Source organism: Leucobacter sp. wl10 (genome assembly GCF_003569785.1).
Taxonomy (GTDB): domain Bacteria; phylum Actinomycetota; class Actinomycetes; order Actinomycetales; family Microbacteriaceae; genus Leucobacter.
Map to the genome: position 1 here is coordinate 15450 of NZ_KZ983989.1, position 19592 is coordinate 35041.

Here is a 19592-nt window from a genome sequence, read left to right on the forward strand (position 1 = left end):
GACCATGCGCCGCCAGCACACTCAGCCGCCGCGCGTGATGCGGCGGATCTTCTCCAGGCGGTCGGCGATCTCGCGCTCGTTGCCGTGCTGCGTCGGCGAGTAGTAGACCCTGTCGACCAGTTCGTCGGGCAGGTACTGCTGCTGCGACACGCCGCGCGGGTCGCTGTGCGGGTAGCGGTAGCCCTTGCCGTGGCCCATGCGCTTCGCGCCGGGGTAATGGGCGTCGCGCAGGTGCTTCGGCACGAGGCCGAAACTGCCGCGCTTGACATCGGCGATCGCGGCGTCGATCGCGGTGATCACGGCGTTCGACTTGGGGGCCGTGGCGATGTAGATGGTCGCCTCGGCGAGCGGGATCCGCGCCTCCGGCAGCCCGATGAGCTGCGTGGCCTCGGCCGCCGCGACCGCGACCTGCAGCGCCTGGGGATCCGCCATGCCGACGTCCTCCGCCGCGTGCACCATGAGCCGGCGCGCGATGAAGCGCGGATCCTCCCCCGCCTCGATCATGCGGGCCAGGTAGTGGATCGCCGCGTCGGGATCCGAGCCGCGCATCGACTTGATGAACGCGCTGATCACGTCGTAGTGCTGATCGCCGTCGCGGTCGTACCGGAGCAGCGCCCGGTCGACCGAGACCGACACGATCTCGGGGGTGACCCGGGGCCTCTCGCCCGCCTCCGACTCGGGCCGCTCCATCGCGAGCGCCGAGGCCGCGGCCGCCTCGAGGCCCGTGAGCGCTCGGCGCGCATCCCCCGAGGCGAGCTGCACGAGTGCCGCGAACGCCTCGTCGTCGACCTCGACGGCGCCCGAGAGGCCCCGCGGATCCTCCACGGCACGCTCGAGCAGGACGCGCAGATCGGCGTGCTGCAGAGGCTCGAGCGTCAGGAGCAGCGAGCGCGAGAGCAGCGGGCTGATCACCGAGAAGGAGGGGTTCTCGGTCGTCGCCGCGACGAGCGTCACCCACCCGTTCTCCACGCCGGGCAGCAGCGCGTCCTGCTGGGCCTTGGTGAAGCGGTGGATCTCGTCGAGGAAGAGCACGGTGGAGGTGTCGTAGAGATCCCGGTCGTCGAGCGCGCGCTCCATCACCGCGCGCACGTCCTTGATGCCCGCCGTGACCGCGGAGAGCTCGACGAAGCGGCGACCGCTCGAGTGCGCGATCGCCTGGGCGAGCGTGGTCTTGCCCGTCCCCGGCGGTCCCCACAGGATCACCGACACCGCTCCCCCGCCCCCTTCCGAATCGGCGGCGAGCGTGCGCAGCGGGGATCCGGGTCGCAGCAGATGCTGCTGCCCCACCACCTCATCGAGCGTGCGCGGCCGCATGCGCACCGCCATGGGGGCGGTGTGCGACGGCACGGCTCTCGATTCCACGTCCACAATGGTATCGATCGCCACCGACATCCCGGCCTCGAACCCCCTGGCTGTGGCATAGTGGAGGGGTCTATTCCGTATGGTCGGCGCGCCGGCCCACACACGACAGGTGAGCAGAACCGTGAGTGAAGCGAGCAACGAAACGGCCTGGGGGCGCGTCGACGACGACCGCACCGTCTACGTGCGCGAGGGCGACGGCGAGCGCGCGGTGGGCTCCTTCCCCGACGGCACGCCGGAAGAGGCGCTGGCCTACTTCACCCGCAAGTACGCTGACCTCGAGGGTCAGGTCACGCTGCTCGAGGCCCGCATCGCCCGGGGCACCGCGGATGTCTCGGCCGCGGACTCCGTCGCCAAGCTGCGCGAGCAGCTCGTCGAGCCCGCTGCGGTGGGCGACCTCCCCGCGCTGCGCGCGCGCATCGACAAGCTCGGAGCGAAGACCGCCGAGCTGAGCGAGAAGCAGCAGGCCGAGCGCGAGGCGGCCCGGAGGGAGGCGCTCGAGAAGCGCGAGGCCATCGTCGCGGAGGCCGAGCGCCTCGCAGCCCAGCCCGAGGAGTCGATCCGCTGGAAGGACACCAGCCAGGCCTTCGAGCACCTGTTCGCCGACTGGCAGTCGGCGCAGCGCGGAGGCCCGCAGATCCCGAAGGCGCAGGCCGATGCGCTCTGGAAGCGCTTCCGCGCCGCCCGCCAGTCCTTCGACTCGGCCCGCCGCTCGCACTTCGCCCGAATGGACGCGAACAACAAGGAGGTCAGGCAGCGCAAGGAGCGCATCATCGCCGCCGCGGAGGCGCTCGCCCCCAGCGGCATCGAGGGCATCCCCGCCTATCGCGGCCTGCTCGACGAGTGGAAGGCCGCCGGGCGCGCCAGTCGCAAGCTCGACGACCAGCTGTGGGCTCGCTTCAAGGCCGCGGGCGACGTGCTCTACGAGGCGAAAGCCGCCGAGGTCGCCCAGACCAACGAGGAGTACACGGCCAACCTCTCCGCGAAGGAGGCCCTGCTCGAGGAGGCCGCACCGATCCTCGAGCAGCGGGATCACTCGGCCGCGCGCAGGCGGCTCACCGAGATCCAGCTGCGCTGGGACGAGATCGGGCGCGTGCCGCGCGAGGTGCTGCGCGAGGTCGAGGGCCGCCTGCGCCGCATCGAGGACCACGTCAAGCACCTCGAGGACGAGCACTGGCGCAGGAGCAACCCCGAGACGAAGGCCCGCAGCGAGGGCCTGCGCGGCCAGCTCGAGGCGTCGATCGCCGAGCTGGAGGCGCAGGCCGAGGCGGCCCGCGCCGCGGGCGACGCCAAGGCGCAGGCCGAGGCCGAGGAGAAGCTCGCGGCCCAGCAGTCCTGGCTCGCCGCGATCGGCGACTGAGCGGGATCCCGCCTCCCGCCCTCGCTTCGCTCAGAAGCGCGAGTTATCCACATTCTGCCGTGAACCGGCGGCGACGACGCTCGGCTCGGGCCACACTGGAGGCATGACCTCCACGACCCCCTTCCCGGTGTGGCGCGCGCGACCGCGCGCGATCCCCCGGATCGACCGCTGGCCCCAGGCCGTCCGGTCGGCGGAGCTGCTGCGCGGCGCGCTCGCGCGCTGCGGGCCCGGACTGCGCCCGGTCGGGTGGCCCGAGACCCCTCGCGTGCGCGCTGCCGCGCTCGCCCCCTGGCTCGCACCCGACCGCATCGCCATCCGCATGAGCGCCGCCTGGATCTGGGGCGCCGCGCGCGACCCGGGCGCACCGCTCGAGTTCTCGACGGCCGGCCGGCGCAGGCCCGCGCGGCGGGTGCACCCCGACCACCTGCTGCACCAGTTCGGCTACGCCGAAGACGCGGTCGAGCGGCTCGGCGACTTCTCGGTGACCACCCCCGAGCAGACCGTCCACGACCTGCTGCGCCTGCCGGCCGGCTTCACCGCGCGCCACCGCGTCGCCTGCCGTCTCCTGCTGCAGCTCGTCCCGGACGGGCGCCGGGGCGTGGCCGAGCGTCTCTGCGCGCAGCACGCCCAGTACCGCGCCCTGGCGCGCGAGCGCCTGAGCGGCCTCTGAACCGGGCTCAGGTCGTGATGCGGTAGACGTCGTAGACGCCGTCGATGCGGCGCACCGCGTTGAGCACGTGCTCGAGGTGCGTGGCGTTCGCCATCTCGAAGACGAAGCGGCTGATCGCCAGCCGGGAGCTCGAGGTGTTGACCGACGCCGAGAGGATGTTGACGTGGTGCTCGGCGAGCGTGCGCGTCACGTCCGAGAGCAGCGCCGAGCGATCGAGCGCCTCGACCTGGATCTGCACCAGGAACAGGCTCTTCGCGGTCGGCGCCCACTCCACCTCGACCACGCGGTCCTGCTGCTCCCGCAGGTTGACGAAGTTGTGGCAGTCGACGCGGTGCACCGACACTCCCTGCCCCTTGGTGACGAAGCCGAGGATCTCGTCGCCCGGCACCGGCGTGCAGCACTTGGCGAGCTTCGCCAGCACCTCCGAGGCGCCCTTGACCACCACGCCGCTCTCGCCGCCGGCCTTACCGGCGCGCGGCGCCTCGATGATCGGCAACGTCGAGAGCGCGGGCTCCGTCGAGGTCTGCTCGTCGACCACGAGCGCGGTGACCTTCTCGATCACCGACTGCGCCGAGACGTGACCCTCGCCCACCGCCGCGTACAGCGCCGTCACGTCCGCGTAGCGCAGCTGCAGCGCCACCTGCTGCAGGGCCTCCGAGTTCATCACCTGGTGCAGCGGCAGCCCCAGCTTGCGCAGCGCCTTGGTGATCTCCACCTTGCCGGTCTCGGCGGCCTCCTCGCGGCGCTCCTTCGTGAACCACTGGCGGATCTTGTTCTGGGCCCGCTTGCTCTTGACGAACGTCAGCCAGTTCTGATTGGGCCCGGCATTCGGATCCTTCGAGGTGAACACCTCGACCACGTCGCCGTTCTGCAGCGCGGTCTCGAGCGGCACCAGGCGCCCGTTGACCCGGGCGCCCATGGTGCGGTGCCCCACCTCGGTGTGGACGGCGTAGGCGAAATCGACCGTGGTCCCGCCGGCCGGCAGGCCGATGACCCGCCCCTTGGGCGTGAAGACGTAGACCTCCTTCGCCCCGATCTCGTAGCGCAGCGCGTCGAGGAACTCGCTGGGGTCCTCGGTCTCGGCCTGCCAGTCCGAGATGTGCGCGAGCCAGGCCATGTCGTTGGAGCTCGGCCCCTCCTGCTGGCCCTGCTGGCGCTGCTTGTACTTCCAGTGGGCCGCCACGCCGTACTCGGCGCGCTGGTGCATCTCGACGGTGCGGATCTGGATCTCGACGGCCCGGCCGTCCGGGCCGATCACCGTCGTGTGCAGCGACTGGTAGAGGTTGAACTTCGGGGTCGCGATGTAGTCCTTGAACCGGCCAGGGATCGGGGTCCATCGGGCGTGAACCGCCCCCAGCACGGCGTAGCAGTCGCGGATCGAGTTGACCAGCACGCGGATGCCGACGAGGTCGTAGATGTCGTCGAAGTCGCGCCCGCGCACGATCATCTTCTGGTAGATCGAGTACAGCTCCTTCGGGCGCCCCGTCACCTCGCCGCGGATCTTCGCCTCCCGCAGATCCGCCTCGATCGAGCTGATCACCACCCCGACCAGCTCGTCCCGCTGCGGGTTGCGCTGCGACACCAGATTCTGGATCTCCGCGTACAGCTTCGGCTTGAGCACGGCGAAGGAGAGATCCTCCAGCTCCGACTTCATCGACTGGATGCCCAGCCGGTGCGCGAGGGGCGCGTAGATCTCGAGCGTCTCCTGCGCCTTGCGCTTCGCGGAGTCGCTCGAGACGAAGCCCCAGGTCCGCGCGTTGTGCAGGCGATCCGCGAGCTTGATCACGAGCACGCGGATGTCCTTCGACATCGCGACCACCATCTTGCGCACCGTCTCGGCCTGCGCCGAGTCGCCGTACTTGACCTTGTCGAGCTTGGTCACCCCGTCGACCAGCATCGCGATCTCGTCGCCGAAGTCGGCCGCGAGCTGATCGAGTCCGTAGTCGGTGTCCTCGACCGTGTCGTGCAGCAGCGCCGCCGCGATCGCGACGGGCGCGACGCCCAGATCGGCGAGGATCTGGGCGACCGCGATGGGGTGCGTGATGTAGGGCTCGCCGCTGCGGCGCTTCTGACCGCGGTGCGCGCGCTCGGCCACGGTGTACGCCCGCTCGATGATCGACAGGTCGGCGCGCGGGTAGTTGCTGCGCACCGTGCGCACGAGCTGATCGACGGCCCCCGGGGAGCTGCCTCGGGAGAAGATGCGCGGCACCAGACGTCGCAGCGCAGTCGTGCCGCCCTGTGTGACGTCATTCGCTACCACGTGCATCCTCCCTCGAATGTTTGAACATTACACTCGGCAAGCCGGTCAGGGCAAAGCGGGAGGCGGCGTGGATTGCGGATCCGGATCAGACCTCGGCGGCCGCTTCCGTATCCGCCGGCGCGCTCCTCGTCCCCCGCGCCCGCAGCACCCTCTCGTCGTGACGCTTGACCGCCGCGTCGCCCTGGCGCAGGTGCGCGTAGGCGGGCGCCGCGATGAAGATGGTCGAGTAGGCGCCGACCATGATCCCGATGAAGAGCGCCAGCGAGATGTCCCGCAGCGTGCCCGCGCCGAGCACGAACGCGCCGATGAAGAGGATCGAGCCGACCGGCAGCAGCGCGACCACCGAGGTGTTGATCGATCGCACCAGCGTCTGATTGACGCCGAGGTTGACCGACTCCGCGAAGGTGCGCCGGTCGTTCAACTCGCCCGGAGCCGTGTTCTCGCGGATCTTGTCGAAGACCACGACGGTGTCGTAGAGCGAGTATCCGAGGATCGTGAGGAAGCCGATCATGGCCGCCGGGGTGATCTCGAAGCCGGAGATGCCGTAGATGCCCGCCGTGATGACGAGGTCGTGGAAGAGCGCGATGATGGCCGCGAGCGACATCTTCCAGGTGCGGAAGTAGATCGCCATGACGAGTGCCGCGAACAGGATGAACACGATGAGCGCGATGATCGCCTGCCTCGTGATGTCCTGGCCCCACGCGGGGCCGATGTAGGAGTAGGTGACCTCGTCCTCCGACACCCCGTAGCCCTGCGCGAGCGCCGCGGTGACCTCGCGGTTCTCGGCGTTTTTCAGCGCCTCCGTCTGCACGCGGATCCCGTTCGCGCCGAGTTGAGTGACGCGCGGCGCGATCGCCGGCAGCACCCCCGCAACGGCGTCCTCGGCGACCGCGAGGTCGCGGTCCTGCCCGTTCGGGAGCTGCACCTGGAACTGGCTGCCGCCCGTGAACTCGATCCCGAAGGCGAATCCGCCGCGCAGCGCCGGACCGACGATGGAGAGCACGATGAGCACGATCGAGATGAGGTACCAGGTCTTGCGCCTGCCGATGAAGTCGATCGACTTCTCCCCGGTGTAGAGGGCGTTGCCAAACTCGGCGAATGAGCGAGCCATGTCAGCTCTCCTTTCCGGCGGTCGCGCCCGCGTTCTCCGACGCCTTGCGCTCGGCGATCGTCTGACGGCGCTCCGCCTCGCCCCGGCTGCGCGCGTTCTTCCTGCCCGCGCTCTTGCCCGTCACGACGGGAGCGCGGAACTGCGCACGGCCGCGGTACACCGCTCCCAGGCGCTTCGGGTCGAGCCCGGAGGCCGGGTGGCCCTCGCGGTAGAAGCGGGTGCGGGCGAGCAGCGCCATCATGGGGTGCGTGAAGAGCGCGACCACGATCACGTCGACGAGCGTCGTGAGGCCGAGGGTGAACGCGAAGCCCTTGACGTTGCCCACGGCGAGGATGAAGAGGATGAGCGCCGCCAGGAAGTTGACGCCGTCGGAGGCCAGCACCGTGCGGAACGCCCGCTTCCAGCCGTGCTCGACCGCGGCCCCGATCGAGAAGCCGTCGCGCAGGGCGTCGCGGATGCGCTCGAAGTAGACGATGAAGGAGTCGGCCGTGAAGCCGACCGCGACGATGATGCCGGCGACGCCCGCGAGCGAGAGGCGGTACCCCTGCCGCCAGGAGAAGAAGGTCAGCAGCAGGTAGGTGAGCACGCCCGCGATGACGAGCGACGCGATGGTCAGCGTGCCGAGCGCGCGGTACTGGAACAGCGAGTACACGACCACGAGCAGCAGGCCGATGAGGCCCGCGAGCAGGCCGGCGCCGAGCTGGCTGGTGCCGAGCGTGGCCGAGATGTCCTCCTGGCTCTGCACCGTGAAGTCGATGGGGAGTGCGCCGAACTTCAGCTGATCCGCGAGCGCCTGCGCGGACTCCTGCGTGAAGTTGCCGCTGATCGACGGGCGGCCGTCGAGGATCTGCCCCTGCATGGTCGGGGCCGACAGCACGCTGCCGTCGAGCACGAACGCGAACTGGTTCTGGGGCGCCTGAGCGCCGTACAGACGGGTGCTGATCTTGCCGAACGCATCGGCGCCCTTCTGGTTCATGGTGATCTGCACCACCCACCCGCCGGTCGTCGCGCCGGACTGGGTGGAGGCCATCTGGGCGCTGGCGTCGGTGATGACGTCGCCGCTCAGCTCGACGGGACCGAGCACGTACTTCGCGGCTCCCGAGTCGTCGCAGGTGATGAGCGGACGGTCGGCCGGCCGGTCGCGGGTGTCGAGCGCGGCGTTCGAGCCGCAGGTGAACGCGTCGAACTGCTGCTGCAGCGCCGGGGTGATCCACGCGGGATCCCCGGCTCCCTTGGGAAGCGGATCAGGATCGACCGGGCCTGGATCCCCTGTCGGGGCCGTCCCGTCGCTCCCGGCGGCGGGATCCCCGCCCGCCGGATTCTGAGGGGCCGCAGCGGGCGCCGTGGCGAGCACCGGACGGAAGTCGAGCTTCGCGGAGGCCTCGATGCGCTGCAGCGTCGCCTCGTCGGCCTTGCCGGGGATCGACACCGAGATGTTCTGGCTGCCCTGCGTGGTGATCTCGGCCTCCGACACCCCCGCCGCGTCCACGCGCTGCCGGATGATCGACACGGCCTGCTGCAGCTGCTCGCCGCCGACCGCCTGGCCGTCGGTCTGCTCGGCGGCGAGCAGGATCTGCGTGCCGCCCTGCAGGTCGAGCGCGAGCTTCGGCGTCCAGGTCGCGTCGCCGCGGAACACGCCCAGCGTGATCACGCCCGCGAGGGCGGCGAGGATGACCAACAGGAACACGAGGGAACGGCGGGCCCTGTGTACGGCGGGTGTGGACGCCAAGACTGACTGCTTTCTCTCTGGAACGGAGACGATGAGGTCGCGGGATGCCCCGCGAGGACCGGGTCAGGCCCTGGGGGCCGGCCCGTCGCCGCGTTCCTCGGTGCCGGGCTGCTCGGTGCCGGGCTCCTCGGCGCCGGGCTGCTCGGGATGGTCGCCATCGCGGGACTCCTGGGGCGGGGCGTCGCCGTTCTCGACCGAGCCGTTCTCGACCGAGCTGTTCTCGACCGAGCCGTTCGCGACGCGCTCGCCGAACGCCGGGTCGTCGTCCGGTGCGAGCGCCGCGTCCGCCGGCTCATCCTCGGGGGCATCGCTCGGGGTGACGATCTGCGACACCGCGTTGCGGTGCACGACGAAGGTGCTGCCGCCGCTCGTCAGCGTCACGCGGTTCTCGGCCTCATCGATCGAGTCGATCGTCCCGAAGATGCCGGCCTGCAGCATCACCTCGGCTCCGGGGCGCAGTCCGTTCTGCAGCTCCTGCATCGCGGCCTGCCGCTTCTTGCCGTTGCGGAACATGAAGAAGATCAGCAGCGCGATCAGCGCGAACATCACAATGGTGATCGGGTCCAACGGTGGTCCTTTCGATGGGCGTGCGCGTGCGTATGCGAAGGGCACAGATCTGAGAAGTGTACCGCGCCCAGACTGGGAGCCCCTGCAGCCAGGCCGAGAAAACGGGATCCATCCGATGAATCGCGTCCACCCGGACGCGTCACAGCAGCGTCGGCGGCCCCCCCTGCACCGGCGGAGGAGCCAGCCCCACGTGATCCCAGCCGAGCCGGGTCGCCACGCGACCCCGCGGCGTCCGCGTGAGCAGTCCCGCTCGCACCAGGAACGGCTCGACGACGGCCTCGATCGTCTCCGCCTCCTCGCCCACCGAGACCGCGAGCGTCGAGAGGCCGACCGGGCCGCCGCCGAAGCGCTCCACCACCGCGCGCAGCACCTCCCGATCGAGACGGTCGAGACCGTGCTGATCCACGTCGTACAGCAACAGTGCGGCCCGCACGCTCTCGGTGTCCCCGGGCGTCTCGTGCACCAGGCTGTAGTCGCGCACGCGGCGCAGCAGCCGGTTGGCGATGCGCGGCGTGCCGCGGGATCTCCGCGCGATCTCGGCGACGCCCTGCTCCGACAGCGCGAAGCCGAGCAGGCCGGCCGCTCGGCGCACCACGCTGACGAGCTCGTCGTCCGAGTAGAACTCGAGGTGGGCGGTGAAGCCGAAGCGGTCGCGCAGCGGGTTCGGCAGCAGGCCGGCCCTCGTGGTCGCGCCCACCAGGGTGAACGGTGCGAGCTCGAGCGGCACCGACGTGGCGCCCGCGCCTTTGCCGACCATGATGTCGACCTTGAAGTCCTCCATCGCGAGGTAGAGCATCTCCTCGGCGCTGCGCGCCATGCGGTGGATCTCGTCGACGAAGAGCACCTCGCCCGGCGTCAGCGCCGAGAGCACCGCCGCCAGATCGCCCGCGTGCTGGATCGCGGGCCCCGACGTCTGGTGCAGGGGCTTGTCGAGCTCGGCCGCGACGATCATCGACAGCGTGGTCTTGCCGAGACCGGGCGGTCCCGCCAGCAGGATGTGGTCCGGGGCGTGCTGCCGCATCGTCGCGGCGTTCAGCAGCAGCCCGAGCTGCCGTCGCACCTTCGACTGGCCGACGAACTCCGCGAGGGTGGCCGGGCGCAGCGCGCCCTCGTACCCCTGCTCGGAGGGCGCGGCCTGCGGCGAGAGCTCCCCCGTCATCGCTTCGCCCCGCCGCGGGCCGCCTGCAGCAGCGCGAGCGCCGCGCGCAGCAGGGCCGAGTGCTCCGCCGGAGCGCCCGCTTCGCGCGCATCCTGCACCGCCTGCCAGGCGTCGGGCTCGCTCCAGCCGAGGCCGACGAGGCCGTCGCGCACCGCCTCCGCCGCGAGCCGCGCGGGATCCTCGTCGTCGGCCGGTCCAGCGCCCCCGGCAGCGGCGAGCCCGAGCTCGGACAGCTTGCCCGCGAGCGAGACGACGATCAGCTTCGCCGTCTTGGGCCCGATGCCGGAGACCCTGCGGAACGGCTTCTCGTCCTCGGCCGCCACCGCGCGCGCCACGTCGGACGGGGCGAGCGCCGAGAGCACCCCGAGGGCGCTGCGCGGCCCCACTCCGGACACGGCGATGAGGTGGCCGAACACGTCCAGCTCGTCCTGGGTGGCGAAGCCGAAGAGCGTCAGCGAGTCCTCGCGCACGACGAGCGAGGTGCGCAGGTCGATCTCGTCGCCCGGCACCGCCTGGGACACCCGGCCGCTCGGCACCTCCACGCGCATGCCGACCCCGCCGACGCCCAAGACGACCCAACCTGCACCGGAGGCGAGCACGGGCCCGCGAATCGAAGCAATCACACACTCACCCTAGAGCGAACCTCCGACGCGCGGACCCGCGCCACTCCGGCCGTTCGAACAAAACTACGAACACCCGCCTCAGGCGCTCGCCGCCACCGCCTCCCGCGCCCACCGCGAGCGAACGGCCCGGTTCACCGAGGAGACGATCGCCTTGAGCGTGGCCCGGGTGGTGTCGGGGTCGATACCCACGCCCCACAGCCGCTGCCCGTCGACCTCGAGGTCGACGTACGCCGCCGCGACGGCGTCGCCGCCCGCGCTCATCGCGTGCTCCACGTAGTCGAAGAGCGTGACGGCGTGCCCGTTCTCGTTGATCGCCGTGATGAACGCGTCGACCGGCCCGTTGCCGCGTCCCGTGATCTGGTGCTCGCCCTCGCCGTCGCGGTAGTCGACGATGAGCTCCGTCACGCCGTCGCCCGCGCTGGTGGCCGAGGTGCGGAAGAGCTCGTACCGGCCCCACTGCTCGAAGCCGCCGCCGGTCGTCGGCAGGTACTCGTCCTGGAAGATGCGCCAGATCTCGTCGCTCGAGACCTCGCCGCCCTCGCTGTCGGTGACGCTCTGCACCACGGCGCTGAACTCGATCTGCAGGCGCCGCGGCAGGTCGAGGTGGTGGTCGTTCTTCAGCAGGTAGGCGACGCCGCCCTTGCCCGACTGCGAGTTGACGCGGATCACGGCCTCGTAGGAGCGGCCCAGATCCTTCGGATCGACGGGCAGGTAGGGCACGGCCCACTCGATCTCGTCGATCGGCCTGCCCGCGGCCTCGGCATCGGCCGCCATGCGCTCGAAGCCCTTCTTGATGGCGTCCTGGTGCGACCCCGAGAACGCGGTGTAGACGAGATCGCCGGCCCACGGGCTGCGCTCGGGCACCCGCAGCTGATTGCAGTACTCGGCCGTGCGGCGCACCTCGTCGAGGCGCGAGAAGTCGATCTGCGGGTCGATGCCCTGCGTGAACAGGTTGATGCCCAGCGCGACCAGGTCGACGTTGCCCGTGCGCTCGCCGTTGCCGAAGAGGCAGCCCTCGATCCGATCCGCCCCCGCCATGTACCCGAGCTCGGCAGCGGCGACCGCCGTGCCGCGGTCGTTGTGCGGGTGCAGCGACAGGATCACGTTCTCTCGGTGATTCAGGCGCCGGCTCATCCACTCGATCGAGTCGGCGTAGACGTTGGGCGTGGCCATCTCGACCGTGGCCGGCAGGTTGACGATCACCTTGCGCTCGGGGGTCGGCTCGAAGATCTCGAGCACGTCGTTGCAGACCTCGACGGCGTACTCCAACTCGGTGCCCGTGTACGACTCGGGCGAGTACTCGTAGTAGATCTCGGTGCCCTCGCAGATGTGCTCGCTCGCGCGGCAGAGCCTCGCGCCGTCGGTGGCGATCCTCTTGATGCCCGCCCGGTCCTCGCGGAACACGACGTCGCGCTGCAGCACGCTCGTCGAGTTGTAGAGGTGCACGATGGCCCGTTTGGCGCCGATCAGCGACTCGTAGGTGCGGGTGATCAGGTGCTCGCGCGCCTGGGTGAGCACCTGGATAGTCACGTCGTCGGGGATCGCGCCGTCCTCGATGAGCTGGCGCACGAAGTCGAAGTCGGTCTGGCTGGCCGAGGGGAAGCCGACCTCGATCTCCTTGTAGCCCATCTTGACGAGCAGATCGAACATGATGCGCTTGCGCTCGGGGCTCATCGGGTCGATGAGCGCCTGGTTGCCGTCGCGGAGGTCGACCGCGCACCAGCGGGGCGCTTCGGCGATGCGCTTCGAGGGCCAGGTCCGGTCGGGGAGATCGACGGCGATGATCTCGTGATACGGGCGGTAGCGATGGATCGGCATGCCCGAGGGCTGCTGCGTGTTCTTCATGGCTCGGAAACTTTCTCGTCTGGGTCCTGGGTTCAGCCAACACGAAACTCCGCGACGAGGGAGGCCTGAAGACTAGGACTCGTCGCGGCAGCTAAGGAGAAGCGAGCCGAACAGCATGCCTCCACTGTACCACTCCCCGCCGCGGCGCACGCGGGCCCCGAGTGCGGCTCCGAGTCCGGGCCCGACTACCCTGGTGAGCATGAGAATGCAGCGCAGTCCGCTCGCACGGTTCCTCGCAGGGCTCGGGATCGCGATCGGTGCCGCGGCGATCCTCGGTCTCGGCATCGCGGCGCCGGCCGCGGCCGACGTGTCCGATTTCAGCTACGACAGCTGGGAGGTGGAGTACCGGATCGACGTCGACGAGGAGGGCCGGGCCGTCGCCCGCGTGACCGAGACGCTGACCGCCCGGTTCCCCGACTTCGATCAGAACCGAGGGCTGGTGAGGGGGCTGCCGGTCGACTACGAGGGTTCTTCCACCGATCCGCGCGACTTCACGGTGACCGATGAGACGGGTGCGCCGATCCCCTTCGACGTCGAGCGCGAGGGCGGCTTCGTCTCCGTGCTCACCGGCGACGATCGGTACGTGCGCGGCGTGCAGACCTACGTCATCGGCTACACGCTGAGCGACGTGATCCTCGCGCGAGACGACGGCGCCGCCGACGAGTTCTACTGGGATCTGACCGACTTCGAGCACGTTCAGCCGATCGACGCGTTCTCGGCGACCATCGAGTTCTCCCCCGGGCTGGCCGAGCGCCTGAACGGCGACGCGAGGTGCTACTCCGGCCCCGCCCGGTCCGACCGGGAGTGCGCGATCACCGCGTCCGGCGGGTCCCTCTCGGTCTCGGTTCCGCAGCTCGGCGCCCGCGAGGGCGTGACGGTGGCGATCGGACTGGATCCGGGCAGCGTCGTGCAGCCCCCGGCCCGCCTGCCCAACTTCGCCTTCGACACGCTGCCGTACATCGGCGGGGCGGCGGTACTGGGGATCGGCGCGGCCGGCGTCCTCTCAGTGGTCGCGCTGCGCCGCAGGCACCGCACCGCCCGCGGCACGATCGTGGCGCAGTACGAGGTGCCGGCCTCGCTGCCGCCGCTCGTCGCGGCGCCGATCATCGGCTCGACGTCGAACGCCGCGTCGGCGCAGCTCGTGCACCTCGCGGTGAACGGTACCCTGCGCATCGAGGACGGCGCGGAGGAGCCGGGCCTCCTCGGAGACAAGAAGCCGCGGCCCGTGCTGCGGCTTCTCGATCCCGCGCGGGCCGTCGATCCGCTCGACCGCGAGACCATGCTGCAGCTCTTCCCGGAGGCGGAGCCGGGCGAGACGTTCACCGTGCCGAAGCAGAGCGAGTCGTTCGCCTCGAAGATGCGGAAGCTGCAGTCGAGCGGGGTCGGGCAGGCCCGCGAACGCGGATACCTGCAGCGGCTGCAGAGCCCGCAGGGTCGCCTGCTCGGCATCATCGGGATCGCGGGATCCCTCGCACTCGCGGCGCTCTCCCTGATCGGCCTCTCCCAGCGCGGCGGCGCGGCCGCCGTGGTGGGTCTGATCGCCGGGGCGGTCGCGCTCGTGCTGTCGATCATCGCCGTGTCCCCCCAGCGGGTGCACACCCCGGCGGGGGCCGAGACCCGCGAGTACCTCGAGGGGGTCCGCGAGTTCATCCGGGTCGCCGAGGCGGATCGCATCGAGATGCTGCAGTCGTACTCGGGCGCGGAGCGCCTCGAGGACGGCGCCGTCAACGTGATCCACCTCTACGAGAAGCTGCTCCCCTACGCGATGCTCTTCGAGCTCGAGAAGGAGTGGAGTCGCGCGCTGGCGGTGCACTACGAGCAGAGCCCCGGCTACGTGCCGTACTGGTACCCGGCCGTCGCGGCGCACGGCATCGCTTCGTTCGACAGCACCGTCTCGCAGTTCACGAGCTCGCTCAACTCGTCCGTCAGCTACACGTCCAGCAGCTCGGGCGGGTCGAGCGGGGGCGGTTTCTCGGGCGGCGGCGGTGGCGGCGGCTTCAGCGGCGGGCGCTGATCGCGGAGCCCACCCCTCTCACCCCCACCCCCGGATCTGCGGCGTCGAGACGCGGGGCGGGAATCGCCGCTGCGCTCGCGGTGCGCTGTTCGGCGCGCCGGGCGATGGCGTGAGAATCAGACGTGCTACCGATCGTGCTACACGGACGGTATGGCTACGATCACGCATCGTGAACTCCGCAACAACTCCGCTGACGTGTTGCGCCGTGTCGCCGCTGGAGAGGCGATGGAGGTGACTAACCGCGGTGTCGTCGTCGCGCATCTCACCCCTGTAGCGACTCCGGTGCTGCCATTCCCGGTATCGCGGCCCGCACGCCGAATCGGTGGCTGGTCGACGCTCCCGAAGGTCACGCTCAGTCGATCCGTGAGCGAGATCGTCGATGACGAGCGCGAGGATCGTCGGTGACGGGTACGACCGCGGTATCCGCGCCGGCGCAGGCGGTCTATCTCGATACCTCGGCGGCGGTGAAGCTCATCAGCGACGAGCGGGAGTCGGATGGACTGCGCGGCTACCTGGACGAAGGGCTGACTCTCGTCTCCAACGATCTCCTCGAGACCGAGCTCCGCCGAATCGGCGTGCGTTACCGCATTGATCAGGTGCTGATCACCGCCGTTCTCGACGGCGTGACGCTGACCCCGCTAACGAGGGAGCAGTTCCGCGAAGCCGGCCTGTACCCGCGACTCGGCCTGGGCAGTCTCGATGCGCTGCACCTTGCCGCTGCGCTGGGAGTCGAAGCTTCGGCGATGCTGACGTACGACATCAGGCTCGCCGAGGCTGCCCGCGCACACGGAATAGAGGTCGTCGCGCCGGGGTAGACCGCGTTGCACGCCGGGGCGCTCGCCTCCCAGGAGCGCCGAGGTGGTGGTGACGGTGGCGAAAGCGGTGTCGTAGCCGAGGTTTCCTGCGACGCGGGCGGTCGTCTCGCAGCAGTGGTTCGTCGTGATCCCGCATATGACCACCTGCTCGATGCCTTCCCGTTGGAGCCAAGCGTGCAGGTCGGGGGTGCCGTGGAAGCTCGAGTTCACGGTCTTGCCGACCAGCAGATCGGGCTCTCCGGTGATGATGTCCTTGAAGGCGTTGCCGGGCGTGCCGACCGCGAGCGGCGATTCCGGGTCGGCCGAGTCGTGTCGCACGAACACGATCGGCCAGGAGCGGTCGCGCCAGAGCACGATGAGGGCCGCGATGTTCTCTTCGCGGGCCGGGGCCTACTCGAAGCCCAGCCTGCCCAGCGCCTTCGGGTCCCGCTGCCACTCCTTGAGCACCTTCACGCGCAACGACAGGTACACGCGCCGGCCGAGCAGCGCCTCGATCTCACGGCGCGCCCGCTCGCCGACGTCGCGCAGCCGCGCGCCGCCCCTGCCGATCACGATGCCCTTCTGGCTGTCGCGCTCGACGTAGATCGAGGCGTAGATCTCCAGCAGGCCCGGCCGCCCGTCCCGACTCTCGCGCTCCTCGCGATCGTCGACGGTCGCGGCGAGCGAGTGCGGCAGCTCCTCGCGCGCGCCCTCGAGCGCCGCCTCCCTGATCAGCTCGGCGATGCGGTCGTCCTCGCTCTCATCGGTCGTCTGCGCGTCCCCGTACAGGGGCGGCGACTCGGGCATGAGACCCAGCAGCACGCCCGAGAGCACGTCGAGCCGATCCCGGGTCATCGAGGAGACGGGCACCACGGCGTCCCACTCGCGCAGCGCGCCGAGGCGGGCGAGCTGGTCGATCACCTCGCCCCTCGCGGCCCCGTCGACCTTCGTCAGGATCGCCACCTTCCTGGCCCGGGGAAAGTCGTCCAGCCGCTCGTTGATGAAGCGGTCTCCGGGACCGAGCTTCTCGTTCGCCGGTACGCAGAAGCCGATCACGTCGACGTCGCCGAGCGTCGCCTCGACGAGCGCGTTGAGCCGCTCGCCGAGCAGGGTGCGCGGCCGGTGGATGCCCGGCGTGTCGACGATGATGAGCTGGCCGTCGGGGCGGTGCACGATGCCGCGGATCGCGCGCCGCGTCGTCTGCGGCTGGGGACTCGTGATGGCGACCTTCTCGCCCACGAGCGCGTTCGTGAGCGTCGACTTGCCCGCGTTGGGCCGGCCGACGAAGGAGACGAATCCGGCGCGGAACCCGGGCCCGGTTCCGGATCCCTCGGCCGCGCCGGCGCCCGGCTGCTGCTCGCTCATTCGCCCTCCTCATCGCGGTATCCGACCCAGCGCGCCTCGACGGTGAGCAGGCGCTGCCGCTTCCGCTCCATGTCGGCCGCGGTCAGCTCGATGCCGCCCACGACCACGGCGTCGCCGGTCTCGGGCAGCCGTCCCAGGTGCTTCGCGACGAGCCCGCCGACGCTGTCCACCTCGTCGTCCTCCAGCTCCACCTCGAACAGCTCGCCGAGCCGCTCGACCGAGAGCCTCGCGTTCACGAGGAGCGCCCCGTCCTCCCGCAGCTCCACCTCGGGCACCGCGCGGTCGTGCTCGTCGGAGATGTCGCCGAGCAGCTCCTCGATCAGGTCCTCGAGGGTCACGAGCCCCGAGATGCCCCCGTACTCGTCGACGACGAGCGCCAGGTGGTTCGACTCGCGCTGCATGTGGCGCAGCAGCTCGTCGGCGCGCTGCAGCTCCGGCACGAACATGGCCGGCTTGGCGATGCGGCTCACCGGAACGATCTCCGCCTCGCCCGGTCGTCGCAGCACGAACCCGCTCGCGTCGCGCAGGTAGGCGATGCCGACGACGTCGTCGACCTCGCCGGCGATCACGGGGATGCGGGAGTGGCGCGCCGCGAGCAGCTGCTCGAGCGCGGCGCGCACCGTGTCCTCGCTCGACACCGTGACCATGTCGATGCGCGGGATCATCACCTCGCGCACGAGCGTGTCGCCGAACTGCACGAGGGAGTGGATGTACTCGCGGTCGTCGTCCTCGAGCAGCGCGTGCTCGGCGGCCTGGTCCACCATCGAGAGCAGCTGCTGCTCGTCCCGGATGCGCCCGGATCCGCGGCCGGGGGTGACGCGGTCGCCGAATCGCGCGAGGCCGATGGCGATCGGGCCGAGCAGCACGCGGAGGGCGCGCACGGTCGGCGCCGAGAAGCGGATCACGCCGTCGGGCCGGTGCATGCCCACGGTGCGCGGGCTCGAGCCCACGAGCACGAAGGTCGTCGCGGTCATCACGAGCGTGGCGAGCACGAGCTCGAGCCAGAGCGCCTGGAGCGAATAGGCCACAACGAGCGTGATGAGCACGGCCGAGAGCGTCTCGGCGAACACGCGCGCGAAGCTCAGCGCGCTCACGTGCGCCGGCTCGTCCTCGGCGATGGCGCGGATCGCGCGGCCCGTGCGGGGCGAATCGTCCGCGAGTGCGAGCAGCTCTGCCCGGGATCGGACGCTCAGCGCGGCGTCGGCCGCCGCGAGCAGACCGCCCACACCCATCAGCGCGCCGGCCGCGGCGAGCAGCAGCAGTGCGAGGCCGAGGGTCATCGGGATCGCTCGTGCATGGCGAAGGCGAGCAGCAGGTCCCGCTGCAGGCCGAACATCTCGGCCTCCTCGTCGGGGGTCGCGTGGTCGAAGCCCAGCAGGTGGAGCATGCCGTGCGTCAGCAGCACCGACATCTCCTGAGCGAGGTCGTGCCCGGCCGCCTCGGCCTGGGCCTCGGCCACCTGCGGGCAGATCACGACGTCACCGAGCAGACCCGCCGGCGTCTGCGCGTCGACGCGGCCGGGCCGCAGCTCGTCCATGGGAAAGCTCAGCACGTCGGTGGGCCCGGGCTCGTCCATCCACTGCACATGCAGCTGCTCGATCGCCGCCTCGTCGACCATCATCACGCCGAGCTCGGTGTCGGGGTGCACGTGCAGCGACTCGAGCACGAAGGCGGCGAGGCGCTGCAGCCGGGCCTCATCGATGCGGATGCCGGATTCGTTGTTGACCTCGACGCTCACGGTGCGTCTCCCCTCTGCTGCGCGGTCCGATCCTGCCCGCTCCGATCCTGCCCGCTCCGCTCCTGCCCGCTCCGCTCGTAGTCCGAGTAGGCGTCGACGATGCGGCTCACGAGATTGTGCCGCACGATGTCGTCGGAGTCCAGCTCGGCGAAGTGGATGTCCTCGACGCCGCGCAGGATGCGGTTCACCACGCGCAGGCCGCTCGCGGCGATCGGCAGGTCGGCCTGCGTGACGTCCCCGGTGACCACCATCTTGGAGCCGTACCCCAGGCGCGTGAGGAACATCTTCATCTGCTCGGGCGTGGTGTTCTGCGCCTCGTCGAGGATCACGAACGACTCGTTGAGCGTGCGCCCGCGCATGTAGGCGAGCGGCGCCACCTCGATCGTGCCGCTCGCGAGCAGCTTGGGCACCACGTCCGGGTCCATCATCGATCCGACGGCGTCGAAGAGGGGCCGCAGGTACGGATCGATCTTGTCCTCGAGGGTGCCGGGCAGGTACCCGAGCCGCTCGCCCGCCTCGACGGCCGGGCGGGTCAGGATGATCTTCGCCACCTCGCGGCGCTGCAGTGCCTGCACGGCCTTCGCCATGGCCAGGTAGGTCTTGCCCGTGCCCGCCGGGCCGATCCCGAACACGATCGTGTGCTCGTCGATCGCGTCGACGTACGCCCGCTGCCCCCGGGTCTGCGCGCGCACCGCGTGCCCGCGCACCGTGAGGATGGGCTCGCTGAGCACCTGAGCGGCCGTCGGCCCGTTGCCCTCGTGCACCATGCGGGTCACCTCTTTCACGTCGTGGCGCGACACCGCGCCGCCGAGTCGCGCGAGCTGCAGGATCTCCCGCACGACCGCCTCCGCCGCGAGCACCTCATCAGCCGGGCCGCGCATCGTGAGCACCTGGTCCCGCGCGTGGAAGCCGACGCGGGGGTGCTGCGCCTCCAGGTCGGCGATGAGCTGATCCCGATGGCCGAGGAAGGACGCGAGATCCACCCCGGTCAGCATCAC

General features: G+C 70.6%; 17 protein-coding genes and 1 pseudogene. 5 read left to right on the plus strand and 13 right to left on the minus strand.

Going from position 1 to position 19592, the window contains the following annotated elements; all coding sequences use genetic code 11:
• Nucleotides 1–21: 21 nt before the first annotated feature.
• A complete protein-coding gene (locus D1J51_RS03855; RefSeq protein WP_119073877.1) occupies nt 22–1392 on the minus strand; it encodes a replication-associated recombination protein A in 1371 nt (456 codons plus the stop codon).
• 49 nt (nt 1393–1441) lie between these two features.
• Here D1J51_RS03855 and D1J51_RS03860 point away from each other — a divergent pair, with 49 nt between their 5' ends.
• Together D1J51_RS03860 and D1J51_RS03865 are read left to right on the plus strand one after the other, a co-directional pair.
• A complete protein-coding gene (locus tag D1J51_RS03860) occupies nt 1442–2719 on the plus strand; it encodes a DUF349 domain-containing protein (protein WP_119073878.1) in 1278 nt (425 codons plus the stop codon).
• Nucleotides 2720–2822: 103 nt separating this feature from the next.
• Nucleotides 2823–3389 (plus strand): hypothetical protein, encoded by a 567-nt coding sequence (locus D1J51_RS03865; RefSeq protein ID WP_119073879.1) that lies wholly within the window; start codon nt 2823–2825, stop codon nt 3387–3389.
• A 7-nt stretch (nt 3390–3396) separates the two neighbouring features.
• Here D1J51_RS03865 and D1J51_RS03870 read toward each other — a convergent pair whose 3' ends face one another.
• The 7 genes from D1J51_RS03870 to leuA form a co-directional block, all read right to left on the minus strand.
• Entirely contained in the window at nt 3397–5649 is a 2253-nt protein-coding gene (locus D1J51_RS03870) for a RelA/SpoT family protein (protein WP_305773785.1), read from the minus strand.
• Between the two features lie 85 nt (nt 5650–5734).
• Nucleotides 5735–6760, minus strand: a complete 1026-nt coding sequence (gene secF, locus D1J51_RS03875) for a protein translocase subunit SecF (RefSeq protein ID WP_119073881.1) — start codon at nt 6758–6760, stop codon at nt 5735–5737.
• Between the two features lies 1 nt (nt 6761).
• The gene (gene secD / locus D1J51_RS03880) at nt 6762–8489 is read right to left on the minus strand and encodes a protein translocase subunit SecD (protein WP_119073882.1); all 1728 of its coding nucleotides are present in this window, start codon (nt 8487–8489) and stop codon (nt 6762–6764) included.
• A 63-nt stretch (nt 8490–8552) separates the two neighbouring features.
• Complete coding sequence (yajC, locus tag D1J51_RS03885; RefSeq protein WP_240422881.1) at nt 8553–9056, minus strand: preprotein translocase subunit YajC; 504 nt, start codon at nt 9054–9056, stop codon at nt 8553–8555.
• A gap of 139 nt (nt 9057–9195) precedes the next feature.
• Nucleotides 9196–10215 (minus strand): Holliday junction branch migration DNA helicase RuvB, encoded by a 1020-nt coding sequence (gene ruvB / locus D1J51_RS03890; protein WP_119073883.1) that lies wholly within the window; start codon nt 10213–10215, stop codon nt 9196–9198.
• Nucleotides 10212–10838 (minus strand): Holliday junction branch migration protein RuvA, encoded by a 627-nt coding sequence (ruvA, locus tag D1J51_RS03895; RefSeq protein ID WP_119073884.1) that lies wholly within the window; start codon nt 10836–10838, stop codon nt 10212–10214. Before ruvA ends, ruvB begins: the two co-directional genes overlap by 4 nt.
• 78 nt (nt 10839–10916) lie before the next feature.
• Complete coding sequence (leuA, locus tag D1J51_RS03900; RefSeq protein ID WP_119073885.1) at nt 10917–12683, minus strand: 2-isopropylmalate synthase; 1767 nt, start codon at nt 12681–12683, stop codon at nt 10917–10919.
• Nucleotides 12684–12882: 199 nt separating this feature from the next.
• Here leuA and D1J51_RS03905 point away from each other — a divergent pair, with 199 nt between their 5' ends.
• The 3 genes from D1J51_RS03905 to D1J51_RS03915 all read left to right on the plus strand — a co-directional run bounded on the left by D1J51_RS03905 (nt 12883) and on the right by D1J51_RS03915 (nt 15512).
• The gene (locus D1J51_RS03905) at nt 12883–14697 is read left to right on the plus strand and encodes a DUF2207 domain-containing protein (protein WP_119074070.1); all 1815 of its coding nucleotides are present in this window, start codon (nt 12883–12885) and stop codon (nt 14695–14697) included.
• A 150-nt stretch (nt 14698–14847) separates the two neighbouring features.
• Entirely contained in the window at nt 14848–15102 is a 255-nt protein-coding gene (locus tag D1J51_RS18615; RefSeq protein ID WP_119073886.1) for a type II toxin-antitoxin system Phd/YefM family antitoxin, read from the plus strand.
• A 59-nt stretch (nt 15103–15161) separates the two neighbouring features.
• Nucleotides 15162–15512, plus strand: coding sequence for a PIN domain-containing protein (locus D1J51_RS03915; RefSeq protein ID WP_240422922.1), 351 nt, complete (start codon nt 15162–15164; stop codon nt 15510–15512).
• Nucleotides 15513–15584: 72 nt separating this feature from the next.
• Here D1J51_RS03915 and D1J51_RS18305 read toward each other — a convergent pair.
• The 5 genes and pseudogenes from D1J51_RS18305 to D1J51_RS03940 form a co-directional block, all read right to left on the minus strand.
• A pseudogene (locus D1J51_RS18305) lies at nt 15585–15881 on the minus strand (isochorismatase family protein); the annotation flags it as partial.
• Nucleotides 15882–15902: 21 nt separating this feature from the next.
• Nucleotides 15903–16856 (minus strand): GTPase Era, encoded by a 954-nt coding sequence (era, locus tag D1J51_RS03925; RefSeq protein WP_119073888.1) that lies wholly within the window; start codon nt 16854–16856, stop codon nt 15903–15905.
• Nucleotides 16853–18136, minus strand: coding sequence for a hemolysin family protein (locus D1J51_RS03930; RefSeq protein ID WP_119073889.1), 1284 nt, complete (start codon nt 18134–18136; stop codon nt 16853–16855). The genes era and D1J51_RS03930 overlap by 4 nt, the downstream gene beginning before the upstream one ends.
• Nucleotides 18133–18594, minus strand: a complete 462-nt coding sequence (gene ybeY, locus D1J51_RS03935; protein WP_119073890.1) for an rRNA maturation RNase YbeY — start codon at nt 18592–18594, stop codon at nt 18133–18135. The genes D1J51_RS03930 and ybeY overlap by 4 nt, the downstream gene beginning before the upstream one ends.
• On the minus strand, nt 18591–19589 hold the full coding sequence (locus D1J51_RS03940) for a PhoH family protein (protein WP_240422924.1): 999 nt from the start codon (nt 19587–19589) through the stop codon (nt 18591–18593). Before D1J51_RS03940 ends, ybeY begins: the two co-directional genes overlap by 4 nt.
• Nucleotides 19590–19592 lie beyond the last annotated feature (3 nt).